The organism is Pedococcus sp. P2_A3 (genome assembly GCF_056405035.1).
In genome coordinates this window covers 85,391-101,512 of sequence record NZ_JBFUCW010000011.1, presented here as the reverse complement: position 1 = coordinate 101,512, position 16,122 = coordinate 85,391, and the positions used below count along the sequence as shown (strand labels likewise).

Annotated in this window: 20 protein-coding genes; 8 read left to right on the top strand and 12 right to left on the bottom strand. The window is 66.1% G+C overall.

The window, feature by feature from the left end; genetic code table 11:
* Window positions 1–62: 62 nt before the first annotated feature.
* The gene (locus AC1DX8_RS10850; RefSeq protein ID WP_477629937.1) at window positions 63–2,771 is read left to right on the top strand and encodes a hypothetical protein; all 2,709 of its coding nucleotides are present in this window, start codon (window positions 63–65) and stop codon (window positions 2,769–2,771) included.
* Window positions 2,772–3,455: 684 nt separating this feature from the next.
* Here AC1DX8_RS10850 and AC1DX8_RS10845 read toward each other — a convergent pair.
* Both AC1DX8_RS10845 and AC1DX8_RS10840 read right to left on the bottom strand, forming a co-directional pair.
* Window positions 3,456–3,875, bottom strand: coding sequence for a DUF3846 domain-containing protein (locus AC1DX8_RS10845; RefSeq protein WP_477629936.1), 420 nt, complete (start codon window positions 3,873–3,875; stop codon window positions 3,456–3,458).
* A 673-nt stretch (window positions 3,876–4,548) separates the two neighbouring features.
* Window positions 4,549–6,129 carry a recombinase family protein gene (locus AC1DX8_RS10840; RefSeq protein ID WP_477629935.1) on the bottom strand — a complete coding sequence of 527 codons (1,581 nt, stop codon included), beginning with the start codon at window positions 6,127–6,129 and terminating at the stop codon, window positions 4,549–4,551.
* A gap of 40 nt (window positions 6,130–6,169) precedes the next feature.
* On the opposite strand from AC1DX8_RS10840, the gene AC1DX8_RS10835 reads away from it, so the two are divergent.
* The 3 genes from AC1DX8_RS10835 to AC1DX8_RS10825 are packed head-to-tail and all read left to right on the top strand — an operon-like array spanning window position 6,170 to window position 8,365.
* Window positions 6,170–6,427, top strand: a complete 258-nt coding sequence (locus tag AC1DX8_RS10835; RefSeq protein ID WP_477629934.1) for a hypothetical protein — start codon at window positions 6,170–6,172, stop codon at window positions 6,425–6,427.
* Between the two features lie 4 nt (window positions 6,428–6,431).
* Window positions 6,432–7,298, top strand: coding sequence for a type II secretion system F family protein (locus tag AC1DX8_RS10830; protein WP_477629933.1), 867 nt, complete (start codon window positions 6,432–6,434; stop codon window positions 7,296–7,298).
* Window positions 7,295–8,365, top strand: a complete 1,071-nt coding sequence (locus tag AC1DX8_RS10825) for a type II secretion system F family protein (RefSeq protein WP_477629932.1) — start codon at window positions 7,295–7,297, stop codon at window positions 8,363–8,365. The genes AC1DX8_RS10830 and AC1DX8_RS10825 overlap by 4 nt, the downstream gene beginning before the upstream one ends.
* A 218-nt stretch (window positions 8,366–8,583) precedes the next feature.
* Here the strand turns inward: AC1DX8_RS10825 and AC1DX8_RS10820 are convergent, their stop codons facing one another.
* Window positions 8,584–9,009, bottom strand: a complete 426-nt coding sequence (locus AC1DX8_RS10820) for a hypothetical protein (RefSeq protein WP_477629931.1) — start codon at window positions 9,007–9,009, stop codon at window positions 8,584–8,586.
* Between the two features lie 202 nt (window positions 9,010–9,211).
* Between AC1DX8_RS10820 and AC1DX8_RS10815 the strand changes: the two genes are divergently transcribed.
* Both AC1DX8_RS10815 and AC1DX8_RS10810 read left to right on the top strand, forming a co-directional pair.
* Entirely contained in the window at window positions 9,212–9,607 is a 396-nt protein-coding gene (locus AC1DX8_RS10815) for a hypothetical protein (protein WP_477629930.1), read from the top strand.
* Window positions 9,604–9,810, top strand: a complete 207-nt coding sequence (locus AC1DX8_RS10810; RefSeq protein WP_477629929.1) for a hypothetical protein — start codon at window positions 9,604–9,606, stop codon at window positions 9,808–9,810. Before AC1DX8_RS10815 ends, AC1DX8_RS10810 begins: the two co-directional genes overlap by 4 nt.
* A 53-nt stretch (window positions 9,811–9,863) precedes the next feature.
* Here AC1DX8_RS10810 and AC1DX8_RS10805 read toward each other — a convergent pair whose 3' ends face one another.
* From AC1DX8_RS10805 to AC1DX8_RS10790, 4 genes are all read right to left on the bottom strand, one after another.
* Window positions 9,864–10,442, bottom strand: coding sequence for a hypothetical protein (locus AC1DX8_RS10805; RefSeq protein ID WP_477629928.1), 579 nt, complete (start codon window positions 10,440–10,442; stop codon window positions 9,864–9,866).
* Window positions 10,443–10,784: 342 nt separating this feature from the next.
* Complete coding sequence (locus tag AC1DX8_RS10800; protein WP_477629927.1) at window positions 10,785–11,072, bottom strand: hypothetical protein; 288 nt, start codon at window positions 11,070–11,072, stop codon at window positions 10,785–10,787.
* 11 nt (window positions 11,073–11,083) lie between these two features.
* The gene (locus AC1DX8_RS10795) at window positions 11,084–12,385 is read right to left on the bottom strand and encodes a phage major capsid protein (protein ID WP_477629926.1); all 1,302 of its coding nucleotides are present in this window, start codon (window positions 12,383–12,385) and stop codon (window positions 11,084–11,086) included.
* A 197-nt stretch (window positions 12,386–12,582) separates the two neighbouring features.
* Window positions 12,583–12,855: a hypothetical protein gene (locus tag AC1DX8_RS10790; RefSeq protein WP_477629925.1), complete on the bottom strand. Its 273-nt coding sequence runs from the start codon at window positions 12,853–12,855 to the stop codon at window positions 12,583–12,585.
* A gap of 129 nt (window positions 12,856–12,984) precedes the next feature.
* On the opposite strand from AC1DX8_RS10790, the gene AC1DX8_RS10785 reads away from it, so the two are divergent.
* On the top strand, window positions 12,985–13,407 hold the full coding sequence (locus tag AC1DX8_RS10785; protein ID WP_477629924.1) for a DUF4279 domain-containing protein: 423 nt from the start codon (window positions 12,985–12,987) through the stop codon (window positions 13,405–13,407).
* A gap of 60 nt (window positions 13,408–13,467) precedes the next feature.
* Here the strand turns inward: AC1DX8_RS10785 and AC1DX8_RS10780 are convergent, their stop codons facing one another.
* Window positions 13,468–13,959, bottom strand: coding sequence for a hypothetical protein (locus tag AC1DX8_RS10780; RefSeq protein WP_477629923.1), 492 nt, complete (start codon window positions 13,957–13,959; stop codon window positions 13,468–13,470).
* A 191-nt stretch (window positions 13,960–14,150) separates the two neighbouring features.
* Between AC1DX8_RS10780 and AC1DX8_RS10775 the strand changes: the two genes are divergently transcribed.
* A complete protein-coding gene (locus AC1DX8_RS10775; protein ID WP_477629922.1) occupies window positions 14,151–14,282 on the top strand; it encodes a hypothetical protein in 132 nt (43 codons plus the stop codon).
* Between the two features lie 83 nt (window positions 14,283–14,365).
* Here AC1DX8_RS10775 and AC1DX8_RS10770 read toward each other — a convergent pair whose 3' ends face one another.
* From AC1DX8_RS10770 to AC1DX8_RS10755, 4 genes are all read right to left on the bottom strand, one after another.
* Window positions 14,366–14,500 (bottom strand): hypothetical protein, encoded by a 135-nt coding sequence (locus AC1DX8_RS10770; RefSeq protein ID WP_477629921.1) that lies wholly within the window; start codon window positions 14,498–14,500, stop codon window positions 14,366–14,368.
* Window positions 14,501–14,517: 17 nt separating this feature from the next.
* On the bottom strand, window positions 14,518–15,078 hold the full coding sequence (locus AC1DX8_RS10765; RefSeq protein ID WP_477629920.1) for a hypothetical protein: 561 nt from the start codon (window positions 15,076–15,078) through the stop codon (window positions 14,518–14,520).
* Window positions 15,079–15,201: 123 nt separating this feature from the next.
* The gene (locus AC1DX8_RS10760) at window positions 15,202–15,414 is read right to left on the bottom strand and encodes a hypothetical protein (protein ID WP_477629919.1); all 213 of its coding nucleotides are present in this window, start codon (window positions 15,412–15,414) and stop codon (window positions 15,202–15,204) included.
* 470 nt (window positions 15,415–15,884) lie between these two features.
* Window positions 15,885–16,103, bottom strand: a complete 219-nt coding sequence (locus tag AC1DX8_RS10755) for a hypothetical protein (RefSeq protein ID WP_477629918.1) — start codon at window positions 16,101–16,103, stop codon at window positions 15,885–15,887.
* Between the last annotated feature and the right edge of the window lie 19 nt (window positions 16,104–16,122).

The window sequence follows — 16,122 nt, the reverse complement described above, 5'->3', positions numbered from 1 at the left end:
TGGTTTCGGCTGGGGTCGCTCCGCTCAGGGAGCCTGCCGCGTATTCAGGAAAGCCTGTCCCCGTGGCCCAAGGTAGCGCCAGTCTGATTCAGACAGGAAACTCGTGGATCTTTTACGCGCTGACCTCCGCTGCCAAGGACACAGAGAGTGGTGACAACCCCTTCACGGAGGCTCTGGTTGGGGAAATTCGTCGGATCCGGCCCCATGTCATCGTGACTGGGTCGATCAGCCGCCTTGTCCGCCACGAGCACCACATTTCTTCGCTTGCCAGGGCGCTGTCCAGCGTGAAGCCCATTCTTGAGTGCAATGAACGCCATATCGACTTCAGGCGTAATCCTTCGGCTGGTGCAGAATTCACTGAAATCGCTACCCACGCCATCAGGGACCGTTCGATCACCGTCGCACGGCTCGAGACGGGCAGGTTCGCGACGGCGAACCGGGGGCTGTACCCGTTCCAGGAATTCACTCTGCCCATCGGATACCGGCGGGCGCGCGACAAATCAATCGTCCTCATGGGTGCGCCGCAGCAGGCGGCCTTGCGTCGAGCGTTCGAACTACTGGCCGATCCCACCAAATCCATGGGTGCCGTTGCGTCCGTGTTGGTCGCCTCGAATGCATTCATGACACGCAAGGCGGGATCAGACACCAGTCCGCTACATCCATTGACCAAGCGCAACGCTTCCCTCTGGGTCCGGCGACTGGTGGACCGGATCGGAACATGGGAACGCGGCGTCCACGTGATGCACCAGAAGTCGTCGAGCATTGCACACGATGTCGTCATGCTCGAAGACGTCGATGGTCCGATCATCGCCACGTACGAGTTTGAACTGCCGCTTCCCCCAGGCGGTTGGGCGACTCCCGAGGTGTTCGCAGCCGTTCGCGAACGCGGTCGCAAAGCGGAGGCGAAACGGAACAGAATCCGGCAGACCTCGCCGGAAAAGCAGAGCCATCAGATGCCTCTGACCGGATTCCGCTGGCGACGCGCCGACACTGAGTACGGCCTCTCTACCCGCCGAGGATCCGAGAACAACAAAACCGTTTCGCGCTATGTTCTGGCAGTGCGGGCAGCGGCAGCGAACGCCGTCGCAGCCCAACCTGGCGGAAGGGCGTGGTCGAAGTCATTGGAGCGGGGATGGGGATCCCCGACGTCGACGTCGCCGCAGTTTCGCTGCTACATCGACGCGAGCCAACTGCACCGGTCTGTGGCGTCGGCGCTAGGGTCGCTCAGTTCTTTCGAGTTTGAGGAGTCAGCCGAAATCCTCAGCGATTTTGCTTCTCGGAGTACAAGTCCCTCAGACACGGTTCGCGAGGAACGCAAGGCGGTAGAGCAGGAGCTCAACCGGGCTCAGGTCGTGCGACGGCGAGCTCGCGAGGCCATGTACAGCACCGACCGCGACGATCCCATGTACGACGTCTTCAAGGCCGATTATGCAGCCGCGGTCGCCTCCGAGAAGCGAATCGCATCGTCCCTCGCTGAGGTTCGTACCCGTCCGGCGCCTTCCGTGCCCAAGGAGCCTTGGTCGGCGAGACCGGGTGATTTCCTCGTCGCCCTCGCCCACTTGCATGAGGTGACAGGCGCCCTTCCTCAGGCGGTCATCAAGGCCCTGCACTCACTCCTATCGGACTTCACAGTGACGTATGACGCCAAGCGAGGTGAGGTGGAATGGTCGCTGCGGTTGCGGCTGCTGACTCACGACGGGACCGGCGAGCGACTCACCCGACCGATTACTGGACGGGTTCCGATCGTCTCTGCCCGCCGCGGCCAAGAGTCGCTAGCGCAACTGGAGGAACAATCGCTTCGACGCTACATGGACGATGAGGAGGTGGGCCCTGACCGTCACGCGCCTGCCGCTACTGCTCTGCGCCTGCGCGGGATCACGGGACGAGGAGCCGCTCAAGCCCTGCTCTCGGCTCCCCTCGACGTGCGTGCAGTAGTCATTGCTGGCCTCCTTGACGAGCCTCACGAGCGCAAGTTTGACCCGGACTTCCTGGATCTCCTTGTGCGTTCTTACGTCCGGTACCCCGGCACGCGAGGTCCTTGGAACGCAGCCGGTGAACGACGCCAAGCAGTACTCGACATCTTGGCCAACGAAGGCCCGACACTGCGCCACGAACTGTGGCAGCGTCTCGGCGGTGAGGAGACAGAGCGGGTCTTCGACCAGCACATCCGCGAGAGCGGCGGTACCTGGCTGGGCGTCACCGTCATTGAGCGGTATTACACGGCCGCCTCGAAGGACAGTGGCCAGAAGGTCAGGGTCAATTGCCGAACATGCCCACATTGTGGAGGCATGATCGACATTGTGGCTCGGGTGGCTGAATGCCCGGCCGGGCTCCTATGCAGCGCCTGCCTCAGAATGCCTGTCCCTGGCTCGCCCGAGTTCCCCGAGTGCTACCGAAACTTGGCCGCTCGACCGCAAGCCCGACGCTACGTCGAGTCGTCCCAGCCGCCATGGTGGGCGGACTTGAGTCGGGCACACGCCGCCTATCCGAGCAACCCCCTAACGACGTTGGCGTCGAGCCTTGGGCGGCCGCGTCACGAGGTAAAGGCCGCATGTGAGGCCTTGGGCCTAAGCGTGAAGGCCCTAGGCACGATCAGTCACGAATGGAGCGATGCTCGCCTGCGCGTGGAGTACGTCGACCGCAATCGCAGACTCGAAGACCTCGCGTTCGAACTCGGTGTGTCGACCGGAACTTTGACCAAGCGATTGCGCGCTGCTGGAATCTCGAAGTACACCAAGAGGGACGGAACGACCCGAGTTTCCATGGCGTAAAACCGCAGGACAGAGTGACTCATAGCCGCACCTCCAGCCTGCTGATCCGTTCCGCGGACAGCCCTTGTGGCACCCGACCCAGGTCAGGAACAGGAGGCTGTCGCGCGTAGGCACCACACTTGCCCCATGGATACAGGATCATGGCTTACCGCCCTCGCCGTTATCGTCGCGGGAGCAGCACTGTTCTACGCGGCTAGGGCAGCGAACGCTGCGCGCGAGCAGACGAAAGTGCAGCAGCAACTGCGGATGGACGCAGTACAACCTTACGTATGGGCAGATCTGAGGCCGTCCGAGGAGCACGGCCAGTTCATCATGCTGGATATAGGCACCAGCGGCAGTCCATCCGCGACCGCACCCACTGCGTTCCTGGGATCCCTCTGGTCACGGTTCGCAGGGCGCAGGGACTCGGAGTCGGTGAACAGTGCCCAGGCTCCATAGCCTTTGACGAGGTGTATACATTGCGCTGCAGAGCATTTCGCGCTGGCGCGTGGGAGGCAGGGTCCGTAGGTCCCTAGCCGTGAAGACTGCTCCCTGCATCGCGACCCAGAGGGTGAGAGGTGCCTTCTCTGGCACGCCCACCACGGGTCTGATCGAGCGTCTCCGTCGTGGTCGAGGGTGGCCGCCTGGACGAGGCTCGAAAGGGTGGGTCAACTCCCGAGCCCAGTCGCCGCACGACAGCCTTGCCTAGGACGTGCCCGCTGCTTGTTTGACCAAGGCGTCAACGACGTTTGCGGCGATGACCACGTCATCAGTCACGTCCGTCTGGACGCCGTCGCCGACTTCCTCGCCGCAGAACACGGCTGGACCGTGCAGAACGGCGGCTCCGAAGGACAGGTCCTGGGCGGCCCCGAGATGGCGGGCCAGATGGGTGGCGCGAACGTTAACCGCGCGTCCATGAACCATGCCTGACTCGTCGACCCATGCGCACCAGCCAGGTGCTTCCACGGCTTGGATGAGCCAAGCGTTGAGAATCCGCGTGATGGCCTCCGTCGACGGTTCGATGGTCTCGACTCGAATGGGCTCAGTTGAGTCCTCGGGCACGACGAGGACAGTGAGTGTCCCTTCTGGCCCTTGCGTGGAGCTCATGTGGGGTTCGTTGGTCATGGGGGGAGTCCTTGCACTTCGGGGGGGCGGTTTCGGTAACGCGCTGGAGACATCGGCAGGGATTGGCTTCGATCGGACCGAGATCGGCGAAACCAGTCCCGTGACGTACATCACACCGCCGTTGAGTGCTGCGCGGCCATCTCGGCTCATGCGGCGGAGTTAGGCGGCGCAATCCTCAACGCCGAGTCATTGGACGACTCGGCCACGATCCTTTCGGCTGATGACGGTGGTGCTGCGGCTGTGACGGGTTCGAAGGTTAACTGCGCATCCGCGRCATTCGATTGTTCGCCCCGCTGGAGGGCTCGCAGAACTTCCATATAAGTCTGCTGCCAAGCCGAGCATGTCCACGTGGTCGCCGGGTGATTGTCAGAGTTGCTCATGGTCATGTCCTTGGGGTTGCGCTGCGGTTTGATGCATGTCCGCTTCTGGGTGATGCGCTGGGACCGGAGGACCTGCCCGGTTGCTTCGGAACGGGGTGCCATGGGTGGGGCCGAGGTCCGACGTGGCCAGACCGACAATCAAGGTGAGAGTCGCGTGTTCTCTGTTGGGGTGCAGTCGGTTGCGCCACCCCCCTGGGCGTCACGGGCCAACCGGTCGCCCGCCCACTGGAGAACCTCAGGCAGGGAGCGGAGAGTGGACGGATCCGTCGTGACAGAGTCGAGGCTGTATTCATTCACTGCTCCTCTATCGGCGGGATCGGGTCTGACCGGACCGCCCACCGCGCTTCGATCTGAATCCGATGTGCAAAGGACCGCGGGTGAACCACGATCCTGTTGATGAGCACCCGAAGAACGTCGCGCTTCGCCCCCGGTGAGAAAAGGTTCCACTGCGCCACGACGTCGGTGATCTCGAAAGCCGGACAAACCAACGGCGGCGACGCGTCGATCTGCTGCATGCCTCGCTCTGCCCCGTCCAAGGATTCCTGTGCTTCGGCACGCCGACTCGTGAAGTCGTCAAGGGGGATCGCCCCGGCCTCGTAAGCGTCAGTGAGTCGCCGGATGCGGCGCACCAAGTCGTCTCGGCGCCGCTGTGGCTCGCTTGAGTAGAGCAACGGTGGCGTTGGGGCTGGGCGCCGCTGTGCAGCCCTTCTCGCGGCGTTGGACAGAGAATCGCTGATTGGTTGGAGCCATTCGAGGACGGCCGCCTCTACGGCCTCACGAACGATCCAGACTCCCGGGCACGCGCCTCGACCAGACGACTGCATTCGTCCGCAGCGCAACATGTATGCCGGGCCGCGCCGGGTCGAGGCTGCCACGAGGTTGCTGCCGCATAGCCCGCAGACCGAGATGCCCGCGGTTGAATGCACCGCCTGGCGATGCCCGATGGGGGTCGTTCGCGCCTCATCGCGACGACGAACGTACGCGGTCCATTCGCTGCGGGAGATGACCGGAGGATGAGCTCCCTCCAGCAACTTCCCCTGAGAGGCGACGAAACCCGCGCCAAAGCCGTTGTCCAGCATGTCTCGAACTGTCGTCGTCACCCAACGACCACCACGAACTGTCGGCACCCCCGCGACGTGAAGCCGTTCCGCCAAAGCGGACAAAGAGGTGCCATGGAGGTGGGACATGTACAGGTCGCGCAGGATGTCAGCGGTACGGCTGTCAAGGACGTATCCAGTCATGCACGTACTCGGGCCGCAGCCCTGAGGACAAGCACGCACCGCACTGGTCGTGCGGTGGTACAGATAACCGAACCGGGCTTGCCCGTCGCCTGGAAGGCCGTGCTTGACCCTTCGGGCAATCGCTGCCTTCCACCCATCAGAGATCTGGTCCGACTGAAGTTCGGCAACGGCGAGCGCGGTTGTCCTCGTGAACCGTCCGATAGCCGTCTCCGGGTCCACGGGCTCAGTGGCTGACAGGATGGACCCACCTGCCATCTCCAGTTCGGCTATGTGGGCCAATGCCAGGGTGGCGTTCCGCCCAAAGCGCGAGAAGTTGTAGACCAGTGCGCCCGAGGCCTCCCCTCGTCGGATCCGTTCGATGATCGAAGTGACCGAGCGCTTCGCAAACCCCCTACCCGACTGGTCGAGGTCCTGCACGACATCGACAATCGGCACGTGATTCTGGGCGGCCCAAGCCCTCATGGCATCCATCTGGATTTCTGGGGCAACCATCTCGTCCCGTGCCGTCGACACGCGAACGTAGGCGATCCGGCCAACAACCTTGCCTTGGCCCAACGGCCCACCGACGGTTCCACGCGAGCGGCCCGGGCGGTGCAAGTCCGACCTGTCTGAATCAAGCGTTGATGTAGTCATAACTCTTCCCATCGGCAGGTCGGCCTTCGGGTGTGACCAGGTGGGAAGCCGGTTCGTCGTCCCGACCGTCGCCGGGTCGATCGACCTCGTCGTCCATGCCGCCCTCGAGCACGACGGAGTCCGTCGCGTGCGGGAGGTCGTGGCGGTCCCCGGGCGGGTCGAGGGCGACGTGGTCGAGACGGCCGACATCTTCGTCCAGCGGGACGGCGTGCTCCGGCGCGCCGACGGCTTCCCTCCGCACGCCGACCGCTTCCGCCGTGCCGGCTACGACGTCGCCGAGCTTCTGGCCCCGGAGTGACCGGATGAGTGGCATCCTCGTGGGCCTCGTGCTGGGGTGTGGCCTCTTCTGCCTCTGGTGGGCCTGCTGGGTGCCCGACGCCGCACCCGGGCCTCGTCGCCGGGCGAGACTCGCCAGCACGGTGAGCGACCAGCTCGCCCAGGCTGGCTACGAGGCGCTCGGTCCGCGCGGGCTCGCCTCCGCCTGCATGGTCGCGTTCGGCCTCGTCGGTCTCCTCCTGTATGCCGCGACCCGGGTTGCGCCGGTGGCCCTCAGCTTCGCCGTCATGGCCGGGTGCGCGCCGGTCGCCTTGGTGCGCATGCGTGCGCGTCGGCGTCGGGCCAGTCTCCGTGAGCTGTGGCCTGATGCGGTCGACAACATCACCTCAGGGGTGCGGGCCGGGCTCGCCCTCCCGGAGGCGTTGAGCCAGCTGGCGATCCGCGGACCCGAGGAGCTGCGGCCGGCCTTCCGTGCCTTCGCCGAGGACTACCGGTCCAGCGGTCGCTTCCACGAGTGCCTCGACCGCCTCAAGGCGAGCCTGAGCGACCCGGTCGGTGACCGGCTGATCGAGTCGCTGCGCATCGCCAGGGAGGTCGGGGGCAGCGACCTCGGCACCCTCCTGCGGACGCTGTCGACCTTCCTCCGCGAGGACAGTCGCACCCGTTCCGAGCTGGAGGCGCGTCAGGGATGGACGGTGAACGCGGCGAGGCTCGCGGTGGCCGCGCCCTGGGTCGTGCTCGGGATGCTCTGCACGCGACCCGAGTCCATCCGGGCCTATGCGAGCACGACGGGCACGCTGGTCCTGGTGGTGGGCGCGGTCGCGTCGGTCGCGGCATACCGGATCATGCTCTTCGTCGGTCGGCTCCCCGAGGACGAGCGGGTGCTGCGGTGACCCCGCCGCTGGCCGGGGCCCTGCTCGGCCTGTCCCTCGGGATGGGTCTGCTCCTGCTGTGGGCTGGTCTGCCTCACCGCCGGCGCGCGACCCTCGATGACCGCCTGCTGCCGTACCTGCGTGACACCCCGCAGCCGTCCCGGCTGCTGGCGGCGCGGCCCGGTGTCGGTGTCGGTGTCGGGGCGCTGCCGGCCATCGCGAGACCTGTCGTGACCGACCTCGCCCGCCGGATCGGTGCGCTGCTCGGAGGGTCGGCGTCCGTCGCGAGGCGGTTGCAGCGGGCGGGGAAGACGCCTGACGTGGATCGCTTCCGGGCCGAGCAGGTCGTGTGGGGTGCCGCCGGGATGGGGGTCGGGATCGCGCTGGGCAGCCTGGTCTGGCTGGGACACGGCGGCTCGGTGGTGGCTCCCCTGCTCATCGTCTTCTGTGGCACCGGGGCCGGGGTCGTATCCCGAGACCAGTGGCTGAGCCACGAGGCCACGGTGCGGGAGCAGCGGATGCTGAGTGAGTTCCCCACTGTCGCCGAGCTCCTGGCCCTCGCGGTCGGCGCAGGCGAAGGCGCCGTCGGGGCGCTGGAGCGCGTCTGTCGACTGTCCCAGGGTGAGCTGTCCGCAGAGCTCAGACGGTGTCTGGCCGACGCGCGCGCCGGAGCTCCTCTGCCGACGGCACTGCAGGGCCTTGGCGACCGGACCGGGCTGGTGAGCCTCTCGAGGTTCGTCGATGGCCTGGTCATCGCGGTCGAGCGCGGCACCCCGCTGGCGGAGGTCCTCCGAGCCCAGGCGCAGGACGTGCGGGAGGACGGGCGCCGAGCCGTCATGGAGGCAGGGGGCAAGAAGGAGATCGCCATGATGGTCGCAATAGCGACGTATTCACTGTCTTGGTCACACGGCAGGAGGGTCGGCCAGCAGATCCGCGACGTGGAAGCCGAGGAACACATACGCAACAACCACCAGAAGCAGCTTGCCGTAGAAGAAGAACAGTGTCGGATAGTTGACCCACGAGGGGTTATCAAGCGTTTCCGTCTGCAAACGCCTGCGCTTGCGAGACGCCCGGGTGATCCCAAATAGGAGCGATAGGTATGTGGCGTGCAGCAGGTCGAAGCCGAGCGCCACAACGAGAGCGAGCCCTCCCCAAAGCAGAGCTCCCGAGATGTTGGGGTGGGAGGGATTCTCCGGCCCTCCGCTGAAGATCCAGACAACGCCGATCCCCGCAAAGGCAACCTGTCGGGCCACCTGGCTCGCCTTCTCCGAGGCTCGCGAATACTGCTCGCTATACGCGTCCTTGCTCACCGCGGCCGCTTTCCTTCATGGCTGGCGCTGGGCCCCGGGCTGTCGGTGCGTCCCGGCTTCGCGGGGGCCGCAGTGTCTGCGTCTTTCCCCTTCTTCTGCTTCTTGGACTTCTTGTCCTCGATGGTGCGGACGCGCTTCGCAGCCGCTGTCTTCTTGACTGTCCGAGCGCGCTTCGCCGCCTTCTTGCCGGTGGCGGCACCTGGGCGAGAACGCGTCGCCTTCACCTCGATCACCAGTTGCTCGCCGCGCGATCCTACGAGCACGAAGTCGACCCTCGAGGTCGGGATCGTGACTGAGACGCTGGCGCCCTGCGGGAGCGCGTCGACAGCCGCGTTGAGAGCGCTGAGAAAGTCGTCGAAGATGCTGCGCGCCTCATCCGGTCCGTACTGCTCCTCCAATGCGCTGACGACGTCGTCAACCATCACGGATCCCACGATTCGACCACCCTTCCCGCAGATATTGGTCGGGGTCAGTTTGGCAGTGTTCCTGCGGCTCCCAGTGCTAGTTGAGGAAGGAGGCACGGACGGGCCGTAGGTTGACACCACTCTGGCCTGCTGCAAGATAGCCGCCATGTCGCACGGATCACATTGCGACACAACGGAATCCTGAGAGGACTGGCACACCATGGCGACCACCACGAAGACCACCCCGAAGAACGCGGGGAACGCGAGCAAGGCCGTAGAGGCCCGAAAGGCGACCCCGGCGACGTCCGCCAAGGCGGGCGCCCCCCGAGCCGCTGAGAAAGCCGCCAGCGCGCCCACGATCCGCGTCGCACGGCACCTGCTCGACCCGATCACCAAGGCTGAGAAGAAGTCCGCCCTCGGCAAGCGTCTCGCGGCAGCTGAGGCCGCGCAGGACGGCTCCAAGCGCATCACCTACTCCCCGGCTGACCTCGACGCGCTCCAGGCGCACGCCCGGGTCGTCGACGAGGCCGAGGACACCGACCGTGGCACCCGCCGTTCGGCTCGTGCCCTCGTGACGTGGATCGACGGGCTCAAGGCCAAGGCGGCTGCGAAGTGACCCCCGAGCAGATCGGGCGCGACCTGATCGCCTACGTCCGGGCAGCGGTGACGTCCGAACTCGACAACGCCACCCTGCCGAGCGACGAGTGGCACCCMGGACCCGAGATCCCCGAGTCACTCCCACCGGGCATCGAGCGGATCACGGACCCGCAGGGGTGYGAAGACCCCCTCACGCGCTGGCTCGCCACCCTGACCGGCTGAGCAGAGTCGACGGCCCCCGGCGTGTGCCGGGGGCTTCGTCATGCCCCGATTCTCTATTCGCCCACCACATCGCTGCGGACTGAGTGCCGGCTGGACTCGATGAGGGAAAGCAATGCCGACTCCAACCGCACCCGGTCAAGCCTGACGCTCTCGAAGAGCTTCTCGGTGTACAGCTCTTCCTGCTTCCGCAGAAGCGCAGCGCGATCAAAGTCCTGGTCCTCGATCGAGTCCGCCTTCTGCTGGCGGATCTCAGTCAGGTCGGGAAGCCACCCGGGCTCAAAGTAGGTGTCCCTCAGCACTTCGTGGGTTGCCCTCAGGTCGTCACGCGCCCGGGTGGAGCCGTAGGCCTCTATAACCGGTCCGATCTCCTGCAGCTCCGCGCGCAGATTCTCGACCTGCCGCAGCGTCTCCACCGTGACCCCGTCGCCGTGAGGGGTGAACGTGTCGCATGTTGCGCGCGCGGCTCGGATAGCGCGAAACAGAGCGTCAGACTTGCGCTCCCACGCACGGCCCTCGAAAGCCAGTGATGCCTCGTGCTTCCGTTGCTCCCTGGAGTTCAGATACCCGAAGGTCAGAGAGCCGAGGGCCAAGCTGCTTGACCCCACAACGGATACCAGCGCCACCACGTCCACCCGCGGATCTTTGCACGCCCCGGTGGTGGGTCGCTGACGGATCCGCTGAAATCGGACGCTAAGCGACTGACAGCCCGTTCGGGGGTCGATCTGCGGCCCAGCGGTCTGCGTCGCTCAGCGTCCATGCCCGGGTATGCGGGAGGCCCCGCCGCTGCAGCGTTGAGGGAACAGCGACGGGGCCGAAGGAGACCCACATGACTCAGGTGGCGTGGAGTCCACCCTCGGGGTGGTCGGGACGCGCATGGGGTGGGCTGGACTCCGGTCCTGACACCAAGCCGCCCCCGGTGCGCATGGCACCGGGGGCGGCTCAGGAAAGGAGAACCCACAGGGTTCAGCGTCGGGTCACCGCTTGCGCGGCTGCTGCGCCCGACTCTTCGCGGCTGTCGAGGACCGCGAAGATTTGCTCTCCCGACGAACGGCCTCACCAACCGGTCGCCGGGGGAAGTGTGCGAGCCCCAGGGGGATCACGTCGCCAGCACGGACCTGCGTCTGCATGCCGTCGCCGAGGTCGGGGCGGTCGATCAGCAGATCCGCGTCAGCCGTCTCCGGCTGAGGGACGCTCGGGCCGTCCGGGGCGACGTGCTCGACCCGCAGGCCGTCCTCGTCCCGGTCGTCACGGACCACCCTCACCCGGCCGCCCATCAGACGGTGCCGATCGCGGTGTGGACGGCGAACGCGCCACCGTGGGCCACAGCGACGTCGGCCCGGAGGTAGCAGAGGATTCCGAGCTCGCCCGTGTCGGCGTAGAGCTCGTTCAGCGGCTTCACCGCGAAGTTGGTCCGCATGCCGATGAGCAGCTGGTCCCACTGGCCGGTGTAAAGCTCAGCGTCCGTGACCTGCTTGGTCGCGTACCGGGAAACGCCGTCGAGGTACGGCGGGGCGGCGAGGTACGCCCCCGTGGTGCCGCCCTCACGCTGGGTGCCGACGACCTTCTCGGTGTTCACCGAGTAGATCTGCCCGTTCGGGTCGAAGTTGTTGCCCTTCACCGCGGCGACACCGTTGACGAGGGCGTCCCACGTCGCCTCTCCGGTGTCCGTCGCGGAGATCAGCGTGACACCGGTCTGGTTCAGAATGCCCTTCGGCTCCGGGTCCACTCCCGAGCCCTTGAGAGCCACCCGGTCCAGCTCGAGGCCGAAGGCCTTGGCGACCGCGGCCTCCACGATGTTGTCGATGTTGTCGACGTCCTCGAACATCTCCATCGAGAACTTCACCAGGCAGGGGAGGGTGTGCGCCTTGAGGGTGACGCTGTCGAACGTCAGGTTCGACTCGTTGATGGTGTCGCCCTCGGTGTGCCACGCAAGCGACGGGTCACCGGTCTGACGGGCGATCTTGAGGGACGAGGACTCCATCGGGACCGTGACCGCGCCGGCCTGCATGACGCGGGCCTGGTTGCGGGCGAGGTCGAGGATCCCGGACGCCATGGGTGCGGGGACGAGGACGCCAGCGCTGGTGGGGTTGGACTCCCAGAGGGCGCGGCGCTCACGGTCCGCGCCGTCCCACTCGCCGGTAACCATGCCCCGGACGATCCGACCGAAGGACAGGTTCTCGTCGGCGGGGAGGCCGTCGATGGTGTCGCCGTAGGAACGGCGCTGCGACCGGACGTGCTCGGCCATGGACTGCTCCCGGGTCAGGACCGCGGCGCCAGCGGACCGAGTGGAGCGGCCACCGCCGAGGCTGCGTGCCTCGTCGAGCTCGCGGCGCTCGGCTGCCTCCTTGGCCTCGATCTGCGCGGTCAGGTCGCGGAAAGCCTGCTCGCAGTCGTCGAAATCGACCCGCTCGCTGTCGTTGAGGTTACGGCTCTGCCTTTCGGCAGCAGCGGTCACGTCGCGCATGGCGTCGATGACCCGCTGGCGGATCTGGCGCAGCTCGACGGACGAGACTGAGCGGCCGTTGCGATCGGCCGCGTCCTCGCGGGCCTGACGGATGATGGAACGGATGTTCATGGGTGCCTCCAAGGCGTTGCTCAACAAGGGGATCGATCTGCCCTTGGAGCGCCTTGCCTGCGGCCTCAGCGTTCCGAAGCTCCGGGGTTTGCTGCGTACCGTACGGCCTAGCAGCAATGGTCCCGAAGGATCACGAAAATTCTATCCGATGCGCACCGACAGCGGCAGATCCGTGCATCGCGCCGATTCCTTGCGATCTAGGGCAAGAGCAAAAAGAGGTGCTTGAAAAACCGCCGAACGGCGCGCCAACCAGAGACGGACCGGGACTGGCCCCTCGTCAAAACGATCTCTTCGATCGTCAGCCCCAAGGCGCAGAGTGCGATGAGGAAGGCCAGTACAAGCATGAGAGGCAGGGGTAGGGCGATGAAGAAGCCAAGGAACAACGTCGTTCCAAACAGCAGGGCCGACCAGATGGCGACCCGCCCGAACACCGAGGTATGCAGTTCGAAGGGATGGCGCGATCGAGTCACGCCACGAGCATGCCAGTTCGGAGGCCTGGCCAACGCGAATCGCCGTTTCAAGCGATTCCTTCCCTCACCCGCTCATCGGCGCGCGCGCGGACTGCGGCATGAGCGGACGTTGCTGGCTAGCCTCGGGACATGGCTGAACTGGCTAGGGCGTTAGCGACACTCAGGATCATCGGGGATGACCTCATCCCCGCCGAAGTGACGGAGTTGCTGGGGTGTGAGCCGACCACCGGGTGGACCAAGGGCGACACACGGACGTTCGGCGGCGCGACGCGGATAGCCTCGTTCGGCAAGTGGTCTCTCCAGGCCGACGAGACAAGCCCCGGTGACATGGACGCCCAGGTCACCACGATCCTGAGCCGCCTGACAACCGATGAGTCGGTGTGGGCGGAGCTCCGCGCCAAGTACGACGTCCATCTGTTCTGTGGCTGGTTCATGGAGTTCGGGAACGAAGGAGTGTCCATCAAGCCGGAAACGATGACGGCGCTCGGCATGCGAGGCATCTTGCTCGACATCGATCTGTACGGCGGCGATAGCGAGAGAGCGCCTGACTAGTTCGACAACGCGGGCAGGTCAGTGCCCGCTCATCGGCAGATCCGGTCATTGCGTAAGGGCTCAACCGCGCCAGTACAGGGCCTCCGCAATGGCGCGCGTCAGGGGCCCGTGCCACCCCACGTGGGCGTTCCGCTCGTGTACCGCCCATCGCTCAGCCGCAGTGAGGGTTTCGGAGTCGTCGAGGCCAGGGGTCAGAGTTCGACCGAGGGCCCGAAGCAAGTTCCGGCAGCGCTGAGAGCACCATGACGACATTTGCGGATTCGCCTGACCACAGGTGATGCAGCGGTGAAACACCTGTCCCACCTCGAACTCGACCAGCAGCGTCCCGTCGCCGTGGTCAATCCCGGCCTCGAGGTCATCCGACTGTGCGAGGGCAAGGAGCTCGCCGTCGTCGTAGTAGAGCTCGACACCCTTCGGTATGGCGGCGGCGCCGTGGGCCTCGGCGATCTCAGCGCACGCCTCGAGGATGTCGTTGCGGACCCGGATCCGCGCCAGCAAGGGGAGCGTGCGGGTGAACTCGGCATGGGAGATCTTGCGGGCCATGATGGTCATGGGGTTCCTCTCAGTGTTGTGCGCCTCGCGCGCACGCGCGCGCGATGGGGGGGTCCATCCGGGGGAGGGACGAAACACAACCGGGGATCGTGTCCGGTGGGTGGTGGTTGGAAGTTCTGATTCCCCCTCCCCGCTGGTCGTGTCGCTGGTGTCGTTCTCGCGGTCGCTGGGCGTGTGTGACGGGTCGTTGCGTGTCATTCGTCGTCTCGCGTGTCTGCGGGCTGCTGTGGGGCTGCTGTGTGCAGGTCGAGGGCTGGTGCGACTGGCTGGCCAAGGACGTCGGCGCAGATCTGGTGCGCGGGCCGTGGTGTCTCGTCCAGTGACGCGCGCCATGTGGTCGCTGCGTTCGGGTCGTCGTCTGCGAGGTCGGCCTCGACAGGGTCTCCACAGACGGTGCAGGTGGCGATCACTGTGCAGGCTCCTGCGGCTCAGTGTCGGCGGCGGGCGCTGCTGTGGTGATGCCTGAGTCGGGACCGAACTGGCCGGACTCAGGCTCGGTGGTGCCTTCGAGGGTGACGAGTGGGGGCGGGTTCTGGGGCATGAGGTTCTCCTTCGGGGTCAGCGCAGCCAGGTCAGGGCGGCGTTGACGGAGGCGTACGAGTCAGGGTTTGCCGGGACGGTCTTGTAGGCGCTGGCGGCGTGGACACCGAGGCGGATGGTGGCCCCGGGCGTGAGGCCGGTGAGGACGAACGCCTCGGAGCTGGTGGCGGTGGCGAAGCCGTTGTTGCCGCTTACGCCGACAGGCGATGCCACTGACGACTGCGAGCCGAGGGCGACCAGAACGTAGACGGCGTCGAGGCCGGCACCGTCGCCGCCGCCGGTGGTGTTGGCGTTCACGGTGTAGACGCGTCCTGACACGACGGCGAGCAGGCGTGTGCAGCCGGACGGGACGGTCAGGTCTAGGCCGGCTTTCTCGACCACGCCTGTGGTGAGGCCGAACCCGCTGCTGGAGGTGCGAGCCACGTTCGGGACGACGGGCTCTTTGAGTAGGTTGTTGCCGAGGGCGCTGCTGGTGATGTGGGTGGCTGCTGTGAGCTGTCGGATCTGGCGTTGCAGGTCAGCGAACCGGCGTGCGAGATCTTGCGGGCGGTCGAGGGGCATTGCGTCTGAAAGGCTCATCGGTTCTCCTGTCGGTTGCGCTGGGCTTCGATCTGGACCCGAAGCCACTGGGGCATGGGGACTGGCTGGTCGTCGTGGGCGTCGCCTTCGAGCTCGTCGTCCTCGATCGGCTCACCCCACCGATCACGTCGCGGTGCCACTGCGTGCTCCTGACGGGGTGCTGGCTGCGTAGGTGCCGTCCGCCAGGGGCGTCAGGAAGCCTTTGGCCACGAGGTTGTCGATCGCCTCGACGACCTCGGCGGGCTTGAGTCCGCAGCCGAAGGCGATCTCGTGAGGACTCATGGTCGTCTTGGCGTCGCTGAACCGGACGGTGATCTGTCGGTGGAAAGCGCTCATGCCTGGTCCCTCCGAGCGGTGCAGACGACGCAGAGGCTGTCGACCCTCGCGCGTCGCTGCTGGCACTTCGCGCACGCGCGCGCTTTGGGGGATGTAGGGGATGAAGTAGGGGATGGGGAGTCGCTCAGAGCGTTTCTCTGCTCTGAGGGAGCGTTATTCGCCGTTGCGGCACCCCAGATGCGCTCTGAGGGAGCGTTATTCGGGAGGGCCAGGTCGTATGTCGCGGCAATCGGGTTCGGGCCTCGACGCCCTTCGGCCACGAGGACGAGCCAGCCCTTGCAGACGAGCGCCTGTCGCTTCTTGCGGAAGGTCGACGCCCCCATGCCGCATCGCTCGGCACCGCGAGGTTCGTAGACCCAGACGCTCATGCCGTCGCTGGTGTGGTCGGCGTAGCAGAGCGCCACGATCTTCTCGGTCATGTGGAGGTCGCTGTCCCAGACGGACTCCCGCCAGTGGTTGACGTTCATGGGCTAGCGACCGCCCCTGAGTGCCAACGCGATTCGGTCGATCTGCTCGTCCGTGAGCGGCGGGGCCTTGGCGACCTCGCGGTGGGCGTACTCCAAGAGCTTCGTCGCCAGCAGGTCGCGGCGTGCCTCGATCGCCTCAGGTGAGTTGCGACCCTTCACGCGACTGGCGCGAGCGACGGCGACCGCTGCGACGCGAGTGGGGCTCGGTGTGTTCGTGGGCATGATGCCCTCCTAACGAATG